Source organism: Geotalea sp. SG265, from assembly GCF_022808985.1.
In the GTDB taxonomy this organism is placed as follows: domain Bacteria; phylum Desulfobacterota; class Desulfuromonadia; order Geobacterales; family Geobacteraceae; genus Geotalea.
Genome location: NZ_JAKZFT010000024.1, coordinates 1 through 22,211 on the forward strand (window position 1 = coordinate 1; position 22,211 = coordinate 22,211).

The window sequence follows — 22,211 nt, forward strand, 5'->3', positions numbered from 1 at the left end:
ACCTACTACGACTTTCCACGTGAGTATAGAATCCGCATCAGGACCAACAACGCCCTCGAACGGATCATGAAAGAAATCCGCAGGCGCACGAGAGTCGTTGGCGCTTTCCCAGATGGCCATTCAGCCTTGATGCTTTGTGCTGCGCGGCTCCGTCACATAGCTGGAACACAATGGGGGACAAAGCGGTACCTTAATATCGATCTTCTCAAAGAACAGGAATTGAACCAGAAACTTGAAGTGGCCGAGGTAATCTAACCGAAACAGGCACTGCTAAGAAAAAAGCGAAAAACTCTTTACACTACCAAGTTTTCTGTGAAGGTTTTCCACTGCTTCGCTCAATAGGTAGTTGTCCCTGAAGAAATGTAACAAGTTGAATTTATTGACCGATGACCAGGCAGCCGAAGATCAGGCGGCTTTGTGCAGAATTGAAGTGGTCACCGAAGAACGAGACTTATTTTAAAAAAAGTTGACGCAGCGAATTGCATGCTATATACTCTATTAAATTGATAGATAAAATAGTACATTACTCAAAATAAGGATCTCAGCAGCAGAAAAAAATTTTTAACCTATTAGTCTATCAAAACGATCAATTAAAAATCAAAAGGAGGATTAAACATGAAAACAGCATCTTGGACCAAAGTATTTCTCGTGGCGGTTATCTCATTTATGCTCCCCGCTGCAGCATTCGCGCAAGTAAACCTTCTCAACGTCTCCTATGATCCAACCAGAGAGTTATATCAAGAGTACAACGCTGCCTTTTCAAACTATTGGAAGAGCAAAACAGGTGAAGACATCAGTTTCAAACAATCCCATGGCGGCTCGGGGAAGCAAGCTCGTGCAGTGATTGATGGTCTTGAGGCGGATGTGGTTACTCTCGCCCTGGCTTATGACATCGACGAAATCCACGACAAGGCAAAGCTAATTCCGGCCGAATGGCAAAAGCGCTTGCCTAACAATAGTTCTCCATACACCTCCACCATTGTTTTCCTGGTACGCAAGGGTAACCCGAAAAGGATCAAAGATTGGAACGATCTTATCAAGCCGGGTGTTTCGGTCATTACTCCTAACCCGAAAACATCAGGGGGAGCGCGCTGGAATTATCTTGCCGCCTGGGCATACGCCCTTAAGCAAAAAGGTGGCAATGACGCAAAAGCTAAGGAATTCGTAGGCAAATTATTCAAAAATGTACCTGTGCTTGATTCTGGTGCCCGTGGATCGACCACTACCTTCGTTCAGAGAGGTATCGGGGATGTACTGCTTGCCTGGGAAAATGAGGCATTTCTGGCCGTAAACGAGCTTGGCAAAGACAAGTTCGAGATTGTCGTCCCTTCGTTGAGTATTCTCGCTGAACCTCCCGTCAGTATTGTTGACAAAGTGGTTGACAGAAAGGGAACTCGCAAGATTGCCGAACAGTATCTCACCTATCTCTATTCCAGTGAAGGGCAGAGCATTGCAGCAAAGAACTACTATCGCCCACGTGATAAAAAAGTCGCTCAAAAATATGCCAAAGTTTTCCCCAAGGTAAAGCTGGTAACTATCGATAATGTGTTTGGTGGCTGGCGAAAGGCACAACAGCGGCATTTTGCTGATGGAGGTGTATTTGACCAGATCTACATCTCATCGAAGTAATAAACAGAAGGGAAAGGCGATCTAAGGAGGTAAATAATGGGGGATGTGTGGGCGCAGGAAAGATGGAATGCGGACCTTGAACGCAGGATACGAGCGGCTTTGCAGGAAATCAAGTTTGGCACAGTGACCCTGATTATTCAGGACAGCAAAGTCATCCAGATAGACAAAAGTGAAAAGATCAGACTGAGCTGAGGGCGAATTGCAGCACGCACATGACGGGAGGATCCCATGGCTGAACATATAATAGTTGTCGGCAAGGGAGGCGTTGGCAAATCTACCACTGCAGCAAATATCACGGCGGCCTTAGCCGAGGCGGGACGGCAAGTTGCCCTGATCGGCTATGATCCACGCTGGAGTGCAACGACAACTATTCGTGGCAGTGCAGCTCTTCTCCCTGTTCCTCAATGGCGTAGTGAGGAAGTGGTTCCTCGTTATGCTTTGGGTTACAAAGGGGCACTCTGCATAGAGGCCGGAGATTTCACCATTGAAGGACACACTCGACAAAGCGCTGCTCTCTTGGACCTTCCGCTGTTGATTCAGCATGGTGCAAGCTATGTTATCCATGATGTTGCCTGGGAACCCGGCCCGTATTTTTCATTGCCTCCTGCCTGCGAGGGAGTTCCCATTGTGCTGGTGGTGACCTCAGGGGACATGACTTCCATCAATGTGGTGAACGAGCTGTTCCGTTGGCTTAATACGGTTTCCTCAAGCAATTATCGCTTTGGAGGGGTGATCATCAACAATCTTAAGGGGCCACTTTATGAATCGATTATTTCCGATTATGTCTCACGAACTGGCACCACCATTGTTGCCAATATTCCCCATTCAGTAATGGTCTCGGTAAGTGATTTCTATAATCAGACCTTGATAGAAGCTGCTCCCAGTTCGCATAATGCCTATACGTATCGTAAGTTGGTGCGGCACATTGTTGATTCACTGGTGGTGCCACGGCCGATACCTTTGGATGCCGGTGAACTCGGTACCTGGGCTACAAGTTGGGGAGAAATAATTTCCGAGCTTGAAACTGGAGTGGTGAGAGATGGCTCAAATATTTAAACTTTTTCCGACAAAGCAGTAAAAACAGTTTGACAAGAAAAAATTTTTGAGATACTAATCTATTTAAATGATAGACTAAAAAGATTTCAGGCTCACTGGACAAACCGGAGGCCAGGGAATAGTTCCTTGGCCTCTTTTTTTTGCCGCACGGAGGACATTCATGGCGAACCCATGCTTGGGCAGAAACAATATTCAGGGACATCCCTGTTTTGGCGGCAATCGGCATAATAACGGACGGATCCACTTGGCAGTCGCACCGCGTTGCAATATCAAGTGTGGTTACTGCACCCGCCGCCATGACTGCGTCAACGAATCGCGCCCCGGGGTGACCAGCCGCATCCTGACCCCAAAGGAAGCACTGGAGACGGTCCGCAACGTGATGGACAGCCACTTGAGTGACATAATCAAGGTGGTCGGCATTGCTGGGCCGGGTGATCCCCTAGCCAACCAGGAAACCTTTGAAACATTCCGCCTGATCGGCGACGAGTTTCCCCACCTGATCAAATGTCTCAGCACCAATGGTCTCCTGTTGCCCGATTCCCTTGAGCACCTTGCCGAGCTTGGCCTGGGTAGCCTGACCGTCACCATCAATGCTGTTGACCCGGAGGTAGCCGGCCGGATTTACAAGCGAATCCTTTACCACGACAGACACTACAGTGGCAGGGACGGGGGGGGATTGATCATCGCCAATCAGTTCGAGGGAGTAGAGAAGGCGGTGGAACTGGGGCTGACGGTCAAGGTGAATACGGTGCTGATTCCAGGGGTCAATGACAGCCAGATAACGGGCATTGCCGAACGGGTGAAGTCGCTGGGGGCCTTTGTCATGAACGTCATGCCCCTTATTCCCCAGGCGGATTTCGCGGCCATAGTGCCGCCTACTCCCGAAGAACTTGAACTTGTCAGAGGTGCCAACGAGAAAATCATCGGTCAGTTTCGCCATTGTCGCCAGTGCCGGGCCGATGCCATCGGTCTGATCGGCCAGGATCAAGCAGTGCCCGCCGGTGGTTGTTCAGCTGCCGCTATCGGTGCTGTGTAATAACCAATACCTTGCTGGTGAGGTGCAAAGATGACGGAAATCCCTGTGATAGTCAGAAAAGGAACGGACCCACTACCACCTTGGGCAATAAATACCCTTGCGGCGATGCTCAAGGAGGTCCGCTATGGGTCAATCACCCTGGTGGTGCAGAACGGCAAACTGGCCCAGATCGACAAGACGGAGAAATTCAGGCTGAACAGGCAGGATCATCAATAAACAAAGGAGCTGAAGATGTCCCAGAAAAAAGTGAAAACCATCGCAATCTACGGCAAGGGTGGGATCGGCAAATCGACGACCACCTCCAACATTACGGCAGCCCTGTCAACTTTGGGGCTCAAGGTGATGCAAATCGGCTGCGACCCGAAAAGCGATTCCACGACGACTTTGCGTGGAGGAGGGTACATTCCGACCATTCTGGATACCCTGCGGGAGAAGAAAACAGTCAAGAGCCACGAGATTATTTTCGATGGTTTCAACGGTATCTATTGCGTCGAAGCGGGCGGTCCGGCTCCCGGTGTCGGTTGCGCCGGTCGTGGCATCATCACTTCGGTCGAGCTTTTGAAGCAACTTCGGGTCTTCGAAGAACTCGATCTGGACGTGGTGGTTTATGACGTCCTCGGCGATGTCGTCTGCGGCGGCTTCGCCGTTCCGGTCCGGGAAGGGATCGCTGAGCATGTTTTCACTGTCTCTTCCTCGGACTTCATGGCTGTTTATGCGGCCAACAACCTGTTCAAAGGAATTCAGAAGTACTCCAATAATGGCGGCGCCCTTCTAGGGGGCGTCATTGCCAACTCCATCAACACCGGTTACGCCAAGGAAATTATCGACGATTTCGTCGCCCATACCAAGACCCAGGTGGTGGAATACGTGCCCCGTTCAGTGACGGTCACCCAGAGCGAACTGCAGGGTAAAACCACTATCGAGGCCTTTCCCGATTCCGACCAGGCCAAGGTCTACAAGGGATTAGCCCAGAAGATCTATGACCATACCGACTCAAAGGTACCGACCCCTCTGAACGACAAGGAACTTCACGAGTGGGCCTTCAAATGGGCGGATACGCTATTGGCCATGGAGACCGGTGAAGTCCGCAGCAAGGCGGCGAACATTTAAACGTTTTGATCAACAGGAGGAAATTGAAGATGGGACGCATTTACAACAATCTGACCGACCTCATTGGCGGGACACCGCTCTTGCAACTGCATCGCATTGGCTCGGGGCTGGGTGCCGATGTCATCGCCAAGCTTGAATCATTTAATCCCGGTGGCAGCGTCAAGGACCGCATCGGCTTTTCCATGATCAAAGATGCGGAAGAACGGGGACTGCTGAAGAATGATTCGGTGATCATCGAACCGACCAGCGGCAATACCGGTATAGCCTTGGCTTTTGTAGCCGCCGCCCGCGGTTACCGGCTGATCCTCACCATGCCGGACACCATGAGCATCGAGCGGCGCAATCTTCTTAAGGCATATGGTGCCGAACTGGTCTTGACTCCCGGCGCCAAGGGGATGAAGGGGGCTATTGAGGCTGCCGAAGAACTGGCAGCGAATACTCCAAACTCTTTTGTGCCCCAACAGTTCAAGAACGGTGCAAATCCGGCGATTCACCGTGCCACCACAGCCGAGGAAATCTGGGCCGATACGGACGGCAAGATCGATATTCTGGTGGGCGGCGTCGGTACGGGGGGCACCATTACCGGTGTCGGGGAAGTTCTTAAGGAACGCAAGCCGGGATTGCAGGTGGTTGCTGTCGAGCCCTATGATTCGCCGGTTCTGTCAGGTGGCAGCCCGGGTCCCCACAAGATCCAGGGCATCGGTGCCGGCTTTATCCCGGACGTGCTCAACAAGTCGGTGATCAGCGAAATCTACAAGGTCCGTAACGAAGAAGCCTTCCAGATCGGCAGGCGCCTGGCCAGGGAAGAGGGACTGCTGGTCGGTATTTCAGGCGGAGCCGCTGCCTTTGCAGCCCTGCAGATCGCTGCCCGACCGGAAAATGCTGGCAAGAAGATCGTGGTGGTGCTTCCCGATACCGGAGAGCGCTATCTTTCCACACCCCTTTTCGAAGAGCAGGGGCTGAGGAAATAACCGTTCGCAATAGCCGCGATAGGGGGGACCATGAGCGATACACGTACAGAACAAAGCGAAAGGTATATGTACCGACCCGTCAAACAGGGAGGGGCTGCAACAGCCGGACGGGGCTTAGTTGTTCGTCTCAGGTGGCCACAGGTCGGTATCCCGTCGTGGCTTGTTTCACTTAATAACCGGCTTCTCGATTATTATGTTGCTGTTGCCTTGCTGATTCTATGGGAATTGGCTCCTCGGCTACAGTGGGTCGATTCCCAGTTCTTTCCGGCACCTACATCCATCTTTGCCGAAGGTGCGAAACTGTTTTCGTCAGGTGAACTGCTGATTCATGTGGCGGTGAGCCTGCAACGGACCATGCAGGGGCTTCTTATTGCCATGCTGATCGGCATCCCGCTTGGGTTCATCCTGGCAGGATGGTATCCGCGGCTGACCCGTTTTCTGGATCCCTTGCTCAGGCTGCTCGGCCAGATCAACGCTTTTTCGCTCTTTCCACTGTTCGTATTGTTCTTCGGTATCGGGGAACTGGCCAAATTCAGCATCATCTTCTGGTCCTGTCTGTGGCCGGTGCTCTTTACCACCATTGCCGGAGTCAGGGGGGTGGATCCGCTCTTCGTCAAACTGGCCCATTCCATGGGAAGCGGCCGATTGACTCTCTTCGTAAAGGTGCTGCTGCCGGGGGCGCTGTCATCCATTTTCACCGGCATTCGCTTGGGGGCAACGGTCGCCTTTCTCATGCTAATTGCCGCCGAAATGATCGGCGCCAGTAGTGGCCTTGGCTGGCTGATCCACAATGCCAATGTCAATTTCATTATCCCTCGTCTTTACCTGGGGGCGATCGTCATTGCACTTCTGGGAACGGCACTGAACGCCCTGATATGCTGGGCAGAGAGGCGTGTCGCCCGTTGGAAGAACGTCCCGGATGTGGCCTGACCAGCTGATTGCAGGAGGTACTTATGTCCACAGGAACAACGCAAAGCCCTTTTTTCTCATGGTCACGCTGGCTCGACCGCAGTTCGGTGCTGCTGTTTTTCATTATCTGGGAGCTGCTGCCCAAGGCCGGCGGTCTGTTGGAGACCTTCATCGCCCCTCCTTCGCTGGTATTCAAGACACTCTGGGAGACATACCAGGCGGGAGAACTGCTGGGACACGTTGGGGTGAGCCTGGGGCGGGCCGTTTCGGGGTTTATCGCCGCTGCTCTGGTTGCCATTCCTTCTGGTTTTATCCTGGGGGGCAGCTTCAGGACAATCGAGAGGCTTGTCAGCCCGGTGCTGCGCTTTTTGGGACAGCTGAATCCATTCTCCCTTTTTCCGCTGTTCATCATGTTCCTTGGTATCGGCGAGCTATCAAAAGGAGCAATGATTTTCTGGGTCTGCATCTGGCCCATATTGTTCAATACCATCAATGGCGTCAAGGAGATCGATCCCCTGTTGATCAAATCGGCCCGCTCCATGGGGACCGGCATCGTGACCCTCTTCTTCAAAGTGATTCTTCCTGCAGCAACGCCGGGAATATTCCACGGCCTGAAGATGGGCTCCGGCACAGCTTTTTTCATGCTCATCGCCGCAGAAATGATTGGCGCCAGCCGTGGGCTCGGCTGGCTGGTCTGGAACGCCCAGACCAATTTTCAGATACCCCAGCTATTTGCCGCCACTGTTACCATCTCCATCCTGGGACTGGCCCTGAACGGAGTGTTCTCTCTCCTGGAGAAGGCTCTGCTTGGATGGAGACAGAATTCCCACGCTTGACCCGATATATATCACGATCACCAATTATAGGAGGAACAATGAACACTAAGGCATGCAGGAAGAAATGGATGGCTGGCATCGTCGTCGTTGCAGCCGTTATTGCCACCGGTATTGGCATTTTTGCCGATCGTCCAGTAGAGGCAAAAGCCGGCAAGGACCTGTTCGTCATCAAAACCTGGACCAGGAAGGATTGCTCCGTTACCCCCTGGGCAGTTGCCGACAGGCTGGGTTTTCTGGCGGAAGAAGGAATCAGACTCGAATACACCGGGGAGACCCAGCCGGCCCTGCAGATACCTTCTATTCTGCGCGGCAATAATGACGTCGGCACCTTTCATCCCAACACCATCGCCGTTGCCAAAGCGGGGGGCGCACAGGTAACCGGCGTCGTCCAGGGGGGGATCGAGCCGACCGATCCGAAAATACCGGAAAAGCTGCGTCATATGTTCTGGTATGTCAATCCGACAAAGCACCCGGAGATCAAATCCTTCGCCGACCTGAAGAAGATCTCTGGCAAGATCAAGATTGCCACCATCACCAAGAATATCTGCGCCGATTTCGAGACCAATGTCCTGGCAGACAAGTACGGCATTCCCCGCAGCAAGTTCGAATGGGTGACTATGCCCGACCTTCAGGCCACCCAGGCCCTGAAGCAGGGACTGGTGGATGTTTCCGAGGTGCACCCACCGTTTTACAAAGGAATGGCCGATTCGGGAGCGCGGAAAATTGCCGACACCTTCGAAACCGGTCTGGGGGCGTCTGCAGGGCTGACCTATTACATCTTCCGCGACGAGTTCATCAAGAAGCATCCGAACGAAGTGGCAGCTTTCTCCCGGGCGGTGACCAAGGCGCAAAAGTGGGCCAACCAGAACCCGAAAAAAGCCCAAAAGCTGACGGAAGAAGCCATCGGCGTGCCTGTGACCGGTAACCACTGGTATTCCACGGTGACCAAGATCGATGAAAAACTCTCCGCTCCCTGGATCAAAGACTTGGAGGAAAACAAGGTAATTCCCAAGGGAAGGGTGACTACGGCCAATCTCATCACCCACGAGATCGAAAAGATCAATCTGAAAGTCCTGGCCGAGCGGAGCAAAAAGAAATAACTCTGAGGCAGTAGCTGTCGTCCAAGGTTGCGGTGACGTTGGGGAAACGAGCCGGCGGATTCATAGAACATACTTTTCCATAAGGAGGAGAGACAATGTCCATAGATCTTAAAGCTAATACCTGCCCCAACCGCGAACAACGGGCCGGTGCCGTCAATGCCTATTACGGCAAAGCGAGCGATCTGGTCCAGGAAGCCCGGAACGGCACCCTGACCAACAAGGAACGTGAGTTCCAGCAGTCCTCCGGCTGTGTGCTCAATTTCTACCTGACGACCCGGGTGGTCACCATCCGTGATGCGGTGATGATCGTCCATGCCCCGGTGGGCTGCTCTTCAACGTCGCTCCTCTATCGGGAGGTATACCGCCGTATCCCCTTGAGCGAAGGGCGTCCTGCAGATTTCGATCTCCACTGGCTGACAACCAATATTGATGAAAAGGACGTGGTGTACGGCGGCGCCGACAAGCTTCGTTTTGCCATCAGGGAAGCCGAGGAGCGTTACAAGCCGAAGGCGATCTTCGTTCTCGCCTCCTGCACCTCCGGCATCATTGGGGAAGACATCGAAGGGGTGGTGGCGGAGGTCCAGCCGGAAATCAATGCCACTATCGTTCCGGTACACTGCGAAGGAATCCGCTCACGCATCATCCAGACCGCCTATGATGCCTTCTGGCACGGCATCCTTAAATACTTGGTGAAGAAAGACATCCCGAAGCAGCCCGACCTGGTCAATATCGCCAGCATGCTCTCTTACACCTGGCAGGACCGTAAGGAAATCACCCGGTTGTTGAACAGGATCGGCCTTCGTCCAAACTTCATACCCGAATTTGCCACGGTGGAGCAGTTCGAGATTCTTGGCGCGGCGGCAGTGACCGCTCCCATATGCCCCACCTACACTGACTATCTCTCACGGGGCCTCGAACAGGAATTCGGCGTCCCTTGTTTCATGTATCCGTCGCCGGTGGGGATCGACCACACCGACGAATGGCTGCGTACCATTGCCCGCTATACGGGAAAAGAGAAGGAAGTGGAGGTGCTGATCAAGGAGGAGCGGGAAAAATGGCTCCCCCAGATGGAGAAGATTCAGAACGAGTTTGCCTCCATCAAGCCCAATGGGGAAAAGGTGGAGATCCTAGGTTCCCTCGGCCAGGGGCGGCTGCTTACCCAGGTGCCCTACTTCGAGGAGATCGGAGTTTCTTCGCCGGCAGCCATCATCCAGGATTTCGACAACCTGGTACTGGACGAGGTTCAGGGGATCATCGACCAGGCGGGGGATTTCGACGTGCTGGTAAATACCTTCCAGGCAGCGGAACTTGCCCATATCACCCGCAAGTACGATCCGGATGTGGCCTTGACCTGTCCATTCCAGGGAAGTGCCTATAAGCGGGAAAAGGGGGCTACCCGCATTCATGCCCTGCGGGGCGATGCGCGGCAGTGGAGCGCCCAGGCGGGCTACAAAGGAGCAATTGCCTATGGCAACTTCCTGCTGCAGTCCCTGAAAAACAAGGCTTTCCAGAAGACGATGCTGGCCAAGACCCCCGATTCATATAAAGACTGGTGGTATGAGCAGCCAGATCCGCTTCATTTCACCAAACAGAAGGGGGTATAGGATGGGTACCGTTACGCCGTTACGTACCAAGGAAGAAACTTTTTACCCGGGAGTTGTGGAGGCGCCGCGCTTTTCCTGTGCCCTCGGGGGGGCCTACATGTCCACCCTTGCCACCTTCGGTGCTGTGCCCATTCTCCATTCGGGGGCCGGCTGCGGTATGTCCCAGAACTTCGGTCAGAATTTCGGGGCCGGCCTGAACGGCGCCGGTCCCAACGGCAACACCAGTACCCCCTGTTCCTGTCTTGTGGAAGAACACGCCGTCTTCGGCGGTGAGGAGAAGCTGCGCGATCTGATCAAAACCACCACCGAGCTGGTCCGCGGCAGCCTTTACGCGGTCATTTCCGGTTGTGTGCCTGCTCTGATCGGCGATGACGTAGGGGCCGTGGTCAAGGAATACCGGGGGGGCGCGCCGGTTATCCACGTGAATACGGCGGGCTTTATCGGCAACTCCTACAAGGGGTATGAGCAGTATCTGGAGGCGGTGATCGACCAGCTGCTGACGCCGCAGCCGGTGGTGCGCAAACGGGTCAACATCCTGGGTATTGTTCCCTACCAGCATGTGTTCTGGAAGGGGAACCTGCAGACCATCAAAAACCTGCTGGAGAAGATCGGAGTCCAGGCAAATATGATCTTCACCGAAAATGACGGGCTGGAGGCGCTGCAATCCATCCCTTCGGCCGAGCTTAACCTGGTTTTCTCCCCCTGGTCCGGGATCAACCCAGCCCGAAAGCTGGAAGAAAAATTCGGCACCCCATTTGTGGTGATACCGTCAGTACCGGTCGGCCCCAAGGACACATCGGCATTTCTCCGTTTCCTGGTCCGCCGGCTGCAACTGCGACGCACCAGAGTGGAAAAAGTCATTGCCGCCGAAGAACATCGTGCCTATCGCTTTACCGAATATATGGCCGACATCGCCATGATGGCGCTTCCCCATGCGTACACCGCGATTGTTGCCGACACGGGGACAGCCATTGGCCTGACCCGCTATGGGAGTAATGAGCTGGGATGGTTGCCGGAGGTGGTGGTCGTTACCGATGACCCGCCGGAGGAGTATCGAGAGGAGATAATCAACCACCTGACGGAAGGGCTGGAAAGCGCGGTCAAACCTCAGGTCCATTTCGAGATCGATTCCCACAAGATCCGGCTGCTGCTGCGGGAACACACCCTGCAGCTGGTACTGGCCAGCTCCCTGGAGAAGCATATCGCCGTAGATGAGCTGAGCGCCATGCAGGTAAGTGTTGCCTTCCCGGTCTACGACCGGCTGATTGTCGATCGCACCTATGCGGGATATCGGGGGGGATTAGCCCTGATGGAAGACGTAGCATACAAATACGGCGGTCCTCTTTAGGAGGACGCCCGCTTTTGCACCAGGGCTGCGTAAGTCTTCGGGCTTGCTTGTGCGACGTAGCTTCCGCTACGCCTCCGCGCATTCCCTCGACAGCCTTGCCCTGACACAAAATCCGGCGTCCTGTAGCCTTGGAGGTTGTGCCAGCAAAAAACAAACCTCAGGAGCAATCACTATGGGAACAGTTGCAGATAATTATAAAGACGCGGCATCGGCAGATGCCAAGATTGTGGTTCGGGACATCAACTGGGTCTTTCACCTGAAGCGGACCAGGACGGAGCCGGCGCGGGATTTTATCGCCCTCGAGGACATCAACCTGGAGGTGAAAAAAGGGGAATTTCTGGTGCTGGTAGGCCCGTCTGGTTGTGGGAAGTCAACACTGCTGGACATTCTTGCCGGCCTTGCCCATCCCACCTCCGGCGCGGTCTATATAGATGGGAAGCAAGTTTCCGGACCGGCATTGGACCGGGGCATCGTACTTCAAGGATATGCCCTGTTTCCCTGGCGCACGGTTCGGCAGAATGTTGAGTTCGGCCTGGAGATCAAGAAGGTGCCCAAAGGAGAGCGGAAAGCGATCAGCGACCGCTTCATTAAGCTCGTCGGGCTCGATGGCTTTGCCGACCGCTTCCCCCATGAACTCTCGGGGGGGATGAAGCAACGGGTGGCCATTGCCCGGGCTCTGGCCTACGATCCGGACATTTTGCTTATGGATGAACCCTTTGCCGCCGTTGATGCCCAGACCCGGGAAAACCTCCAGGATGAACTGCTGCGCATCTGGGAAGAGACGAAAAAGACTATTGTCTTCGTCACCCACAGCATTGAAGAAGCGGCATTTCTTGGCGATCGGGTGGCGGTGCTTACCGCCAATCCCGGTACCCTGAGAGAGATTGTCAAAATTGACCTGCCACGGCCGCGCACCAACAGCGACATCCGTTCTTCCGCCGAATTTGGCTGGGTGCGGCACAAGATCTGGGAGCTGCTTCAGAACCATCAGCCCGAGGTGCGGGGAGCAATCGACAGCCGCCCCGTTGCCGATGCCATTTCACCGTCGGCGGAATTGTAATTGTTTTGTTATTGCTATCCCCTCCACTGTTGAGGGGGCGGGGGAGGGTGGTCGCCGGTCCATACCCTCCCCCAACCTTATTCTTCTTTTGGCAGTACGACTTCTTTTAGCTTTAACGATGGGTGATTCATGGAATTTCCTCAAAGTTTTAGAGACCACCTGCTCCGCTCATCGGGCCTGACAGTATTTCTCCTCTTATGGGAACTAGCTCCCCGGTTGGAGTGGATCGATCCCGATTTCCTTCCCGCTTTTTCGACCGTTATGGTCGAGGTCTGCGAGCTGTTCCAGGAAGGAGCGCTGCAGATCCACCTGCTGGTCAGCATCTGGCGAGGTGTCACCGGCCTGCTTCTGGCCCTCGCGCTGGGCTTGCCGCTTGGCCTTGTGCTAGGCCGCTACTACCGGGATCTCGCCGAGACCATCAACCCCTTGTTACGTGTCCTGAGTCAGGTGAACCCCTTTACCCTGCTGCCGGTCTTCATTCTGTTCTTCGGCATCGGTGAGACTGCCAAGGTCGCTGTAGTGGCCTGGGTCTGTCTCTGGCCGGTCCTGTTCTACACTATCACCGCGAGCCGAGAGGTGCCGCTGATCCTGGTAAAGACTGCCGTCTCCATGGGGGCATCCTCAGAAGAGATGCTGCTGAAGGTCATTGTGCCGGCAGCCCTTCCCACAATCTTTGTCGGTATCCGGATTGCCGCCTGCCTGACCTTCTATATCCTCGTTGCGGCAGAGATGCTTGGTGCCGGGGCCGGGCTTGGCTGGCTGGTACACAACTCGGCTATGAACTATCAGATACCGCGCATCTATGCCGGCGCTGCCTTTATCATTCTGCTTGGTTTTCTCCTCAGTCGTTTTCTTCGGTACCTGGAGAGAGGGCTTTTCCCCTGGCAGTTTGAGGCCATGTTCCAGCTGAGTGGCGAACCGGCGCAATTGGCTTGGCGACCACGAAAAGCGGCAAGCATTGCCTTTGCCTGCACCGTACTTGTGGCACTGGTTATCGGCGGCTTTCAGGTGGACAAGATCAACAGGGCCTCAGCGCAAGGGGGGCACACAGGACATCATGGTCACCAAACCATGGCTGAGGATGCTCCCGGGGGCCCTGCAGCCGGCGGTCACGGGTCAATGCATCATGGAGGCACCTCTGTGCCAAGTAAAGGGCGTGGAAGCGACCTGGACATGTCCGATATGACCATGGAAGAGGAGCACTAGGTCAACGTATGAAAAGCTTGATCGTCAAACGAATTATTGCCGTAGGTATCGCGCTTTCAGCATGGGAGCTCTTGCCGCGACTGGGAATCATCGATCCGCTCTTTATTCCGCCGCTCTCGCAGGTTGTCGTGACCATAAATGGTCTGCTGGAAAGTGGCGAGCTGCCGACCCATACACTGATCAGCCTGCAGCGTGCCTTCAGTGGGCTGACGGCAGCAGTGCTGGTCGGCATCCCACTGGGACTGCTCCTGGGTGGCTGGTTTCCCCGCCTGCAGCAGGGAGTGGAGCCGCTGATGGAGCTCTTTGCCCAGGCCAACCCGGTCATTCTCGCCCATATCATCATTTTTTTTCTCGGCATCGGTGAGGGGGCAAAGATATTTATCATCGGCTGGCTCTGCATCTGGCCCATCACCTTCAGCACCATCGCCGGCATTCGGGATGTGGAGGCGCAACTGGTGAAGGCAGCCAGGTCTTTTGGCTTGGGGCGCGGCTCGCTCTTTTTCAGGATAGTGCTGCCGGCTGCCGCTCCTGCCATCTTTACCGGCCTCCGACTGTCGGCAGGGTATGCCTTTATCATGCTCATTGCCTCGGAAATGATGGGAGCCAGCAGTGGCTTAGGATGGCTGGTGGTGCAGAGCCAGGAAAGTTACCATGTACAGCGCATATTCGCCGGGGCAGTGGTAATAACCGCTCTGGCGGTCATTACCGATCTACTGCTGAAACTGCTGGAAAGAAGGACGGTGATCTGGACCAACACCGGCGAGCTTGACATCTGCGATACGCACGAACCTAAGCGCGTCAATCTTTATCAGGAGGAAGCACCATGAGCAATATTGTAGCAATCGTCGGCAGTCCCCGGCGGTCAGGTAACAGCGCGACCCTAACCCGGCGCTTTCTTGATGAGGCCGCCAAACATGGAAAGAAGGCGAGCGTCTATCATCTCAACGATCTCTCCTACCGTGGCTGCCAGGCGTGCTATGCCTGCAAAACCACCAGGGACACCTGTATCCTAGAGGATGATCTGACCAAGGTGCTGGAAGCGGTGGCCGAGGCGGAGGTGGTTGTGCTGGCATCGCCGGTCTATTTCGGGGATGTCACCGGCCAGTTCAAGACCTTCTTCGACCGGGCCTTTTCCTTTTTTACCCCTGACTATCGCACCGCACTCAATCCAAGCCGCTTGCGCAGAGGAAAAAAGCTGGTCTTTGTCCAGACCCAGGGGCAGCCGGATTCCACCTTTTTCGAAGATGTTTTTCCCCGCTATGACCGTTTTTTCAAGCGGGTCGGTTTTGCCGAAACCCACCTGATCAGGGCTTACGGGGTGGCTGAACTGGGGGACGCCGGTAAACGCCCCGAGTTCGTCCTGCAGGCAGAGACAGTCGCAAAAAACGTTTTCAGCAACGATGAGAGGAACTGGTAAAGGAGGAGATCGCCATGATTCGCGTTGCGGTTGCATCGTCAGATGGTCAGACAATCAACGAACATTTCGGCCAGGCATCCCGCTTCATAATCTATGAAGTTGAGGATGACGGCAGTCACCGTCAGGTGGAGACCAGGCAGGTCACCCCCGGTTGCAGTGCCCATGCCCCTGGAGGTGCCGCTGATCAGCTGGGTGATGTGCAGGCGGTCTTTGCCGCCCAGGTTGGTCCCGGCTCCTCTGCCGCACTGCAGGAGAAGGGTATCAAGGCCTTTAATCTGAATGGGTCCATTGCCAAGGCCCTCACTGCCTATGGCAAGCGGCGCAAGTTGTTCGAGGCGCATATTCCGGGGGTCAGCTCCTGTGGCCCAAGCGGGGGATGCGGGCCGTGCGGCGGGGCAAACGGCAGATCGTGCAGTTAGTGGCGTTGCTGAGATGCTTTGTCTGCGGTGCCGGCTGCCGCGACTTCGTCCGTTCGTTCGGTCGCCACAGCTGCGGACCTTGCAGTGTTTTTTGATGTAATGACCCGGCGTAAGAATTTGCCAATAAAAGGAGAACCCATGTCTGGCGGACCGTTTAAAGAAACAATGACCTCAAAGGAGCGGACTATTGCCGCCCTGACTGGCCAGCCCTATGACCGGATTCCGGTCAATCTGCTCATCAGCGATCATGCGGCGCGGGTCATCGGGGTGACGGTCGGTGAGTATAATAACTCGGCTGAACTCATGGCCAAGGGGCAGGTGGAAGCATGGCGCCGCTATGGCGCCGACAACGTCAATACCGGCCCCGGTCTGACCGGCATTGCCGAAGCCATCGGCAGCAAGATTGCCTTCCCCGACTCGACCCCTTATGTGGCTGAGAACGTGGTCAAGGTGGAGGCTGACTTAGACGGGCTGAAGGTGCCCGATCCGGAGCGTGACGGAAGGCTGCCGCTTTTCTTGGAGGCAGCGACAATTGTGCTTAAAGAGATCGGCGATCAGGTGGGACTGAACATGACAACCTCCGGCCCCTTCACCACCGCCGCCAGCATCCGCGGCACGGAAAAGTTCCTGCGCGATCTGCACAAAAACCCGGAATTCGCCCACCGACTGCTGCGCCTGTCAACCGACAGCATTATCCGGTTTGCCCGGGCGGCAATCGAAGTTGGCGCCCGCATCGGCTTGGCCGATCCTACCGCATCGGGTACCATGATCAGCCCCAGGCAGTTTCGGGAGTTTGCCCAGCCTTATCTAACGGAGGTGGCTGCCGCCATCAAATCAATTGCCGGTGCTGCGCCATCGCTGCACATTTGTGGCAATACCAGCAAAATCTGGCCGGAAATGGCAGACACGGGCGTTTCGGTGCTGAGCCTCGACGATGCGGTTGATATTGCCGAAGCCAAGCTGCAGGTGGGGGACCGGGTTGCCATCTTGGGTAATATCAGGCCTACGGCGGTCATGTATCTGGGCAGGCCCGACGATGTGCGGGAAAACGCCCGGGAATGCCTGGCCAAAGGGTGGGACAACCCCAAAGGCTACATCCTTGGCCTGGGCTGCGGCCTTCCCATCGACACCCCTCCGGAAAATATCCATGCCCTGGTGGAAGCGGCCCGAAACTATGGACGCTGGCCACTGGATCCTCAGCGCTTCCAGATCAGCCAGGCTGCATAGGCATGGCGGTGACCCGCATTATAGCCTGTCAGGTGATGGAAGAAGAGTTGTTGGCGATTCCGACGGGGCAACCAGTGGATTTTCACTTCGTTTCGACGGGCCTGCACCGCTGGCCGGAGAAGCTGCGGGAAGAACTGCAACGCCTTGTGGGGGAAAGCAGTGATATTGAGCGGGTGGTCCTGGCCTTTGGCCTCTGCGGTGGAGCAGTTGCCGGCCTGAAAGCTCCGGTGCCGCTGTCTGTACCATTGGCCCATGACTGTATCCCGCTTTTGCTTGGTTCGAGCTATACCCACGAGAGCCTCATTGCCGAGGAAAAGGGTACCTTTTTTCTTTCGTCAGGCTGGCTAGAAGGGGAGAGGAACATCTTTTCCGAATATCGGCGGGTGCTGGAAAAATACGGCGAACAGAAGGCCAGACGGGTGATGGGGACGATGTTCGACGCCTATACGCGGCTGCTTTTTATTCGTACCGGTCACCCACGGGAGGATGAGCACCAGGTCACTGCCGAAGAGCTGGCAGGGCTGATTGGCCTCAGGTTTAGCCGGATGAATGGCCGGCAGGCTTGGTTGCAGCGCATCGTCAATGGCCCCTGGGATGGTGACGGTTTCCTCTGCCTTGGGCCTGATCAACCCATACGCGAAGCAGATTTTGCGTAATACTTCATCAACGAGAAGGTATAGTTGGTGATGAGGGTTCTGTTTTGTTCCGTTACTCTGCACGCAAATTCCTTCACATTTCACGCCTGATTTTTACTGGGAGGAGACTTCATGGAACCCATCTACCTTGATTACAACGCCACCACCCCCGTTGATCCACTGGTGGTTGAGGAGTTGCTGCCCTATCTGCGGGAAGGCTTCGGTAACCCGTCCAGCAGCCATCCCTACGGCAGAAAGGCCAAGGAGGGGGTGGAAACGGCGCGAAAGCGGGTTGCCGCGCTTTTGGGGTGCGAGCCGACCGAGGTGGTCTTTACCAGCGGCGGCACCGAAGCCAACAACCAGGCCCTGATCGGTACCGCCATGGCCAACCGGGACAGGGGTAACCACATCATTACCTCCTCCATCGAACACCCGGCGGTGCTCAATCCGCTGCGGTGGCTGGAAAAACAGGGATTTGCCGTTACCTACCTGCCAGTTGACACAACAGGGCTTATCGATCCGGAAGAGCTGCGTCAGGCCATCACCGACCAGACCATCCTTATCAGCGTCATGCACGCCAACAATGAGGTGGGCACCATCCAGCCCCTGGCGGAAATAGGTGCCATAGCCAGGGAGCGCGGCATCCTGCTCCACACGGATGCCGCCCAGTCGGTGGGGAAAATTCCGACCAGGGTGGATGAATTACGGGTGGATCTCCTCTCCATTGCCGGCCACAAGCTCTATGCTCCCAAGGGGGTGGGGGCGCTCTATGTGCGGCGAGGGGTAAAGATTGATCCCTACCTGCATGGCGCGGGGCATGAGGGTGGCCGTCGGGCCGGGACGGAAAACGTCCCGTACATGGCCGCCTTGGGCAAGGCAGCGGAGCTTGCTGCTGAGCGTCTGGCAACGGAGAGCGAGCGGATTCTCACCTTGCGGGAGCGCTTCCATTCCCGTTTGCAGGAACTGGCGGGGGATGTGCTGTTGAACGGCCACCCCACCAGTCGTCTGCCCAATACCCTCAATGTGAGCTTTGCCGGGGTAAACGGCGCCGAACTCCTTGCTCGCACCCCTGAGATTTCCGCCTCAACCGGTTCTGCCTGCCATGACGGCAGCTGCGAGCTTTCCGGTGTGCTGAAGGCTATGGGAACTTCGCTGGAACAAGGCTTCGGCGCCGTCCGCCTGAGCCTGGGACGCCTCACCACCGCAGAAGAAGTGGACCGGGCAGCGGAGATCATTGCGGCCCGGGTCAAGGAGCTACGCGGCATCCGTGGCGGCATTACCCACAATCACCAACAGACCGGCCTTTCTGCCCTGGCTTCCTGCGCCGGCTGAGCTGCCAAACTCAGTCCCCAGGACCTGGCTCAGGTGCTGAGTCAGCTACCCAGCATTACCGATCCCAATGTACTCATCGGCACGAAGACCGCCGACGATGCCGCCGTCTACCGTCTGAGCGACACCTTGGCCATTGTGGAAACAGTGGATTACTTCACCCCGGTGGTGGACGATCCCTACACCTTCGGTCAGATCACCGCCGCTAACTCACTGTCGGACATCTATGCCATGGGGGCGAAGCCGCTCTTTGCCCTCAACATTGCCGGTTTCCCTTCGGATACGCTTCCGCTGGATGTGCTTGCGAAGATATTGCAAGGTGGCGCCGACAAGGCCGCCGAGGCGGGCATCGCCATTATTGGCGGCCACACCATCAAGGATGCCGAACCGAAATACGGGCTGGCGGTCACCGGCATCGTTCATCCGGAAAAGGTCATCAGCAATGCCGGTGCCCGGCCGGGGGATCGCCTCATTCTCACCAAGCCGCTGGGGATCGGCATCATCACCACTGCCATGAAGCAGGGGAAGGTTCCCGAAGAGGCGGTGAAAGAGGTAACGGAGATCATGGCGACGTTAAACAAGGGGGCGGCCGAAGCCATGGCCACCGTGGATGCACATGCCTGCACCGATATCACCGGCTTCGGCTTTCTCGGCCACCTCTCGGAGATGGTGCGGGGGAGCGGCATCGGTGCCGTGATCAGCCTGTCGCAGGTGCCGGTGCTGGAAGAGGCCTGGCCGCTGGTACGCCAGGGAATTGCGCCAGGGGGAAGCAGGCGAAATTTGGAGTTTCTCCGGGAGCGACTGCTGCCGGCAGCGGGAGTAAGCGAAGAAGCCTTGCTGGTCCTTGCTGACGCCCAGACCTCCGGTGGACTGCTCATAGCGGTCGGCGCAGATGACGTTGAACGCCTGAAGTCCGAACTGGCCCTGCGCCGGGTGCCGGTGGTGGCGGAGATCGGTGAGATTGTCGAGGATCGGGAAAACCGGATCAGGATCGAGGCGTAACATGGATGACCACGCAATAAAAGAATCGGTTCAGCAGCAATTCGACTCGGTGGCCCACCATTATCTGAGCAACAGCCCCATGGCCGAGGTCGGCCTGCTCGATCTGATTGTCGATCTGGCCGCGCCGCGTCCCGAGCATTGCTCTCTTGACGTGGCCTGCGGAGCGGGACTGTTGGTCTGCTGCTTCGCTCCACTGGTAGCAAGTGCCACCGGTGTTGATCTGAGCCGGTCCATGCTTACTGCCGCTGAACAGGAGTCAAAGCGACAGGGCCTAGTCAATGCCTCTTTTCATCTGGCCGACAGTGAAGCCTTACCCTTTGCCGACCACTCATTCGACATTGTCACCTGCAAGCTGGCCTTTCATTACTTTCCCGATCCACAGCGCGCCATCAGGGAGATGAAGCGGGTCGCCAAACCTGATGGGCGCATCGTCCTTATCGATCGCGTTGCCGCAGAAGACTTTCACACTCGGGAGCTGCACAACCGCATCGAGAAGCTCCGTACCCCCTCCAAGGTGAAGGTTTATGCCAGGTCCGAAATACAGTCCATGATGGAAAGGGAAGACCTGACAGTCCTGGACATTAATCGCTACGAGCAGTACCAGGATGTGGATGAGTGGCTGGCAACTACCGGCGCCCCCAGCATTTATCAACAAATGGCCCGCGATCTGATAGTGCAGTCTCTTGAAACCGACAGAGAGGGATTGGGGCTTTTCCGGAGGGACGGGCGGTTGACCATGACCCATAGTACTGCTGTTTTCGTTGCGGAGCCGCGTGGATGATGACCAGAAATAAGACAGTGGAACCCGGACTGATGTGAAGGCTAAGGATATCGGGACAGCTTTTCCAGTAACAGGAGCTTAACCTCAGGCCATTCTTCATCGATAATACTGAAGCGGACCGAGTTTCGTTTTCGCCCATCGGGCATGATGCGCTCGTTGCGGACAATACCCTCCTGCTTCGCCCCAAGGCGAAGAATCGCCTTCCGTGAGTTTATGTTTATTTCGTCAGTAGTAAACTGCACACGGACACAGTCCAATCCCTCAAAGGCATGCCGAAGCATGAGGAGCTTTGCATCAGTATTGACGCAGGTCCTTTGCCAGGAAGCCGATAACCAGGTATGACCAATCTCCAGCTTCCTGTTTTTTCGGTCGATCTTCCAGAAGCGGGTGGTGCCTATAACCTGTCTCGATTGGAGAAGCTCGATTACAAAGGGCATGACCGTCCCGGCTGCCTGTCCTTCAAGGGCAGTCCGGATGTAGGCATCCACCGTTTCTGCCGACGGAACAACGGTAAACGGCAGGTTCCACAGTTCACCGTCAGCAGCGGCCTGAACGAGAGCGGCACCATCCGATGCCATAATCGGCCTTAATTGAATTGTTTTTCCTATCAGTGCTTTCATTCAGACTGCCGATTTTACCGTCCCGGGTGTCACCTGTCTGGCGCTTTTCATTCCCCATTTCAAAACCGTTCGCCGTTCGATCTGATCAAAAATGAGGTTCTCGACGGCGATGCCAATGGCTATTACCGTGATCAACCCGGCAAAGACTGAAGGGATCTCCAGTTGCTGTTTGTTCTCATAAATGAACCAGCCGATCCCCCCATTGCCTGCACTGACGCCGAATACCAATTCTGCGGCAATCAGAGTCCGCCAGGCAAAGGCCCAGCCATTGCGCAATCCGGTGAGAAGGGCCGGAAATGCCGCCGGGATGAGGATTGCCAGCACGTAGCGGATGCCGGTCAGTCCGTAATTCCGGCCTACCATGCGGATGGTGGTGTTGACCCCGGAAAAACCGGCATGGGCGCTCAGGGCCACCGGCCAGAGTACTGCATGAACCAGGACGAAAGTGATACTGCCATTGCCGAGCCCAAACCAGAGCAATGCAAGGGGCAGCAAAGCAATGGCGGGCAAGGGATTGAACATGGCAGTGAAGAGTTCAAGCAGGTCGGTGCCAATCCGCGTTCCCACAGCCAACATTGAAAGAAACACTGCCACGAGAACGCCAATGCCATAGCCAACCACTAAAATTCTGAATGATGTGGCAATGCGGCCTGGCAAGCCACCGCCGGCAACGGCATGAGCCAGTGCCTTAATGGTGGCGCTAAAAGTCGGGAACATGAGGGGATTGGCCAATCGGGTGGCATACCATTCCCACAGACAGCATAGCACTGCCAGCAGTACCAGACGGCGCAGCCATACATAATCGAACAGCTTATACAGCTTCTTGATCAGGCGGTTGTCTTGCGCGGCTCTTTCTGTCACCGGTAACAGGTTTCCATTCGCCGTCAGCCCAGCTTCAATGCCGTTTCGTTTCATA

Annotated in this window: 25 protein-coding genes; 23 read left to right on the forward strand and 2 right to left on the reverse strand. The window is 55.7% G+C overall.

Annotated features, from left to right (window positions below; genetic code table 11):
- The 23 genes from ML541_RS18015 to ML541_RS18125 form a co-directional block, all read left to right on the forward strand.
- Positions 1-255: transposase (locus ML541_RS18015; RefSeq protein ID WP_243375174.1), on the forward strand; the 255-nt coding region annotated here is incomplete at its 5' end.
- A gap of 360 nt (positions 256-615) precedes the next feature.
- Positions 616-1,629, forward strand: coding sequence for a sulfate ABC transporter substrate-binding protein (locus tag ML541_RS18020; RefSeq protein WP_279342571.1), 1,014 nt, complete (start codon positions 616-618; stop codon positions 1,627-1,629).
- 36 nt (positions 1,630-1,665) lie between these two features.
- Positions 1,666-1,821, forward strand: a complete 156-nt coding sequence (locus tag ML541_RS18025) for a YezD family protein (RefSeq protein WP_243375177.1) — start codon at positions 1,666-1,668, stop codon at positions 1,819-1,821.
- A 36-nt stretch (positions 1,822-1,857) separates the two neighbouring features.
- Positions 1,858-2,685, forward strand: a complete 828-nt coding sequence (locus ML541_RS18030; protein WP_243375180.1) for an AAA family ATPase — start codon at positions 1,858-1,860, stop codon at positions 2,683-2,685.
- A 160-nt stretch (positions 2,686-2,845) separates the two neighbouring features.
- Positions 2,846-3,721 (forward strand): radical SAM protein, encoded by an 876-nt coding sequence (locus tag ML541_RS18035; RefSeq protein ID WP_243375182.1) that lies wholly within the window; start codon positions 2,846-2,848, stop codon positions 3,719-3,721.
- 30 nt (positions 3,722-3,751) lie between these two features.
- Positions 3,752-3,937 carry a YezD family protein gene (locus ML541_RS18040; protein ID WP_243375186.1) on the forward strand — a complete coding sequence of 62 codons (186 nt, stop codon included), beginning with the start codon at positions 3,752-3,754 and terminating at the stop codon, positions 3,935-3,937.
- 15 nt (positions 3,938-3,952) lie between these two features.
- The gene (nifH, locus tag ML541_RS18045; protein WP_243375189.1) at positions 3,953-4,831 is read left to right on the forward strand and encodes a nitrogenase iron protein; all 879 of its coding nucleotides are present in this window, start codon (positions 3,953-3,955) and stop codon (positions 4,829-4,831) included.
- A gap of 29 nt (positions 4,832-4,860) precedes the next feature.
- Complete coding sequence (cysK, locus tag ML541_RS18050; RefSeq protein ID WP_243375191.1) at positions 4,861-5,802, forward strand: cysteine synthase A; 942 nt, start codon at positions 4,861-4,863, stop codon at positions 5,800-5,802.
- Positions 5,803-5,832: 30 nt separating this feature from the next.
- Positions 5,833-6,732 (forward strand): ABC transporter permease, encoded by a 900-nt coding sequence (locus ML541_RS18055; protein ID WP_243375194.1) that lies wholly within the window; start codon positions 5,833-5,835, stop codon positions 6,730-6,732.
- 23 nt (positions 6,733-6,755) lie between these two features.
- Positions 6,756-7,547 carry an ABC transporter permease gene (locus ML541_RS18060; protein ID WP_243375197.1) on the forward strand — a complete coding sequence of 264 codons (792 nt, stop codon included), beginning with the start codon at positions 6,756-6,758 and terminating at the stop codon, positions 7,545-7,547.
- 38 nt (positions 7,548-7,585) lie between these two features.
- Positions 7,586-8,647: an ABC transporter substrate-binding protein gene (locus ML541_RS18065; protein ID WP_243375199.1), complete on the forward strand. Its 1,062-nt coding sequence runs from the start codon at positions 7,586-7,588 to the stop codon at positions 8,645-8,647.
- Between the two features lie 95 nt (positions 8,648-8,742).
- A complete protein-coding gene (locus ML541_RS18070; RefSeq protein ID WP_243375203.1) occupies positions 8,743-10,251 on the forward strand; it encodes a nitrogenase component 1 in 1,509 nt (502 codons plus the stop codon).
- 1 nt (position 10,252) lies between these two features.
- Entirely contained in the window at positions 10,253-11,599 is a 1,347-nt protein-coding gene (locus ML541_RS18075) for a nitrogenase component 1 (RefSeq protein WP_243375205.1), read from the forward strand.
- A 172-nt stretch (positions 11,600-11,771) separates the two neighbouring features.
- Positions 11,772-12,659 (forward strand): ABC transporter ATP-binding protein, encoded by an 888-nt coding sequence (locus ML541_RS18080; protein ID WP_243375209.1) that lies wholly within the window; start codon positions 11,772-11,774, stop codon positions 12,657-12,659.
- 129 nt (positions 12,660-12,788) lie between these two features.
- A complete protein-coding gene (locus ML541_RS18085) occupies positions 12,789-13,865 on the forward strand; it encodes an ABC transporter permease (RefSeq protein WP_243375212.1) in 1,077 nt (358 codons plus the stop codon).
- Positions 13,866-13,873: 8 nt separating this feature from the next.
- Positions 13,874-14,692 carry an ABC transporter permease gene (locus tag ML541_RS18090; RefSeq protein ID WP_243375224.1) on the forward strand — a complete coding sequence of 273 codons (819 nt, stop codon included), beginning with the start codon at positions 13,874-13,876 and terminating at the stop codon, positions 14,690-14,692.
- Complete coding sequence (locus tag ML541_RS18095) at positions 14,689-15,282, forward strand: flavodoxin family protein (protein ID WP_243375229.1); 594 nt, start codon at positions 14,689-14,691, stop codon at positions 15,280-15,282. The genes ML541_RS18090 and ML541_RS18095 overlap by 4 nt, the downstream gene beginning before the upstream one ends.
- A 14-nt stretch (positions 15,283-15,296) precedes the next feature.
- Complete coding sequence (locus ML541_RS18100; RefSeq protein WP_243375232.1) at positions 15,297-15,701, forward strand: NifB/NifX family molybdenum-iron cluster-binding protein; 405 nt, start codon at positions 15,297-15,299, stop codon at positions 15,699-15,701.
- Positions 15,702-15,839: 138 nt separating this feature from the next.
- Positions 15,840-16,928, forward strand: a complete 1,089-nt coding sequence (locus ML541_RS18105; RefSeq protein WP_243375235.1) for a uroporphyrinogen decarboxylase family protein — start codon at positions 15,840-15,842, stop codon at positions 16,926-16,928.
- A 2-nt stretch (positions 16,929-16,930) separates the two neighbouring features.
- On the forward strand, positions 16,931-17,584 hold the full coding sequence (locus tag ML541_RS18110; protein ID WP_243375239.1) for a DUF1638 domain-containing protein: 654 nt from the start codon (positions 16,931-16,933) through the stop codon (positions 17,582-17,584).
- Positions 17,585-17,695: 111 nt separating this feature from the next.
- Entirely contained in the window at positions 17,696-18,895 is a 1,200-nt protein-coding gene (locus ML541_RS18115; RefSeq protein ID WP_243375241.1) for a cysteine desulfurase family protein, read from the forward strand.
- A complete protein-coding gene (gene selD / locus ML541_RS18120) occupies positions 18,875-19,894 on the forward strand; it encodes a selenide, water dikinase SelD (protein WP_279342573.1) in 1,020 nt (339 codons plus the stop codon). Before ML541_RS18115 ends, selD begins: the two co-directional genes overlap by 21 nt.
- A 1-nt stretch (position 19,895) precedes the next feature.
- Positions 19,896-20,675, forward strand: coding sequence for a class I SAM-dependent methyltransferase (locus ML541_RS18125; protein ID WP_243375247.1), 780 nt, complete (start codon positions 19,896-19,898; stop codon positions 20,673-20,675).
- A 41-nt stretch (positions 20,676-20,716) separates the two neighbouring features.
- Here the strand turns inward: ML541_RS18125 and ML541_RS18130 are convergent, their stop codons facing one another.
- Together ML541_RS18130 and ML541_RS18135 are read right to left on the reverse strand one after the other, a co-directional pair.
- Positions 20,717-21,295 (reverse strand): GNAT family protein, encoded by a 579-nt coding sequence (locus ML541_RS18130; protein WP_279342572.1) that lies wholly within the window; start codon positions 21,293-21,295, stop codon positions 20,717-20,719.
- Entirely contained in the window at positions 21,296-22,210 is a 915-nt protein-coding gene (locus tag ML541_RS18135; protein WP_243375253.1) for an ABC transporter permease subunit, read from the reverse strand. It abuts the gene before it with no gap.
- Position 22,211 lies beyond the last annotated feature (1 nt).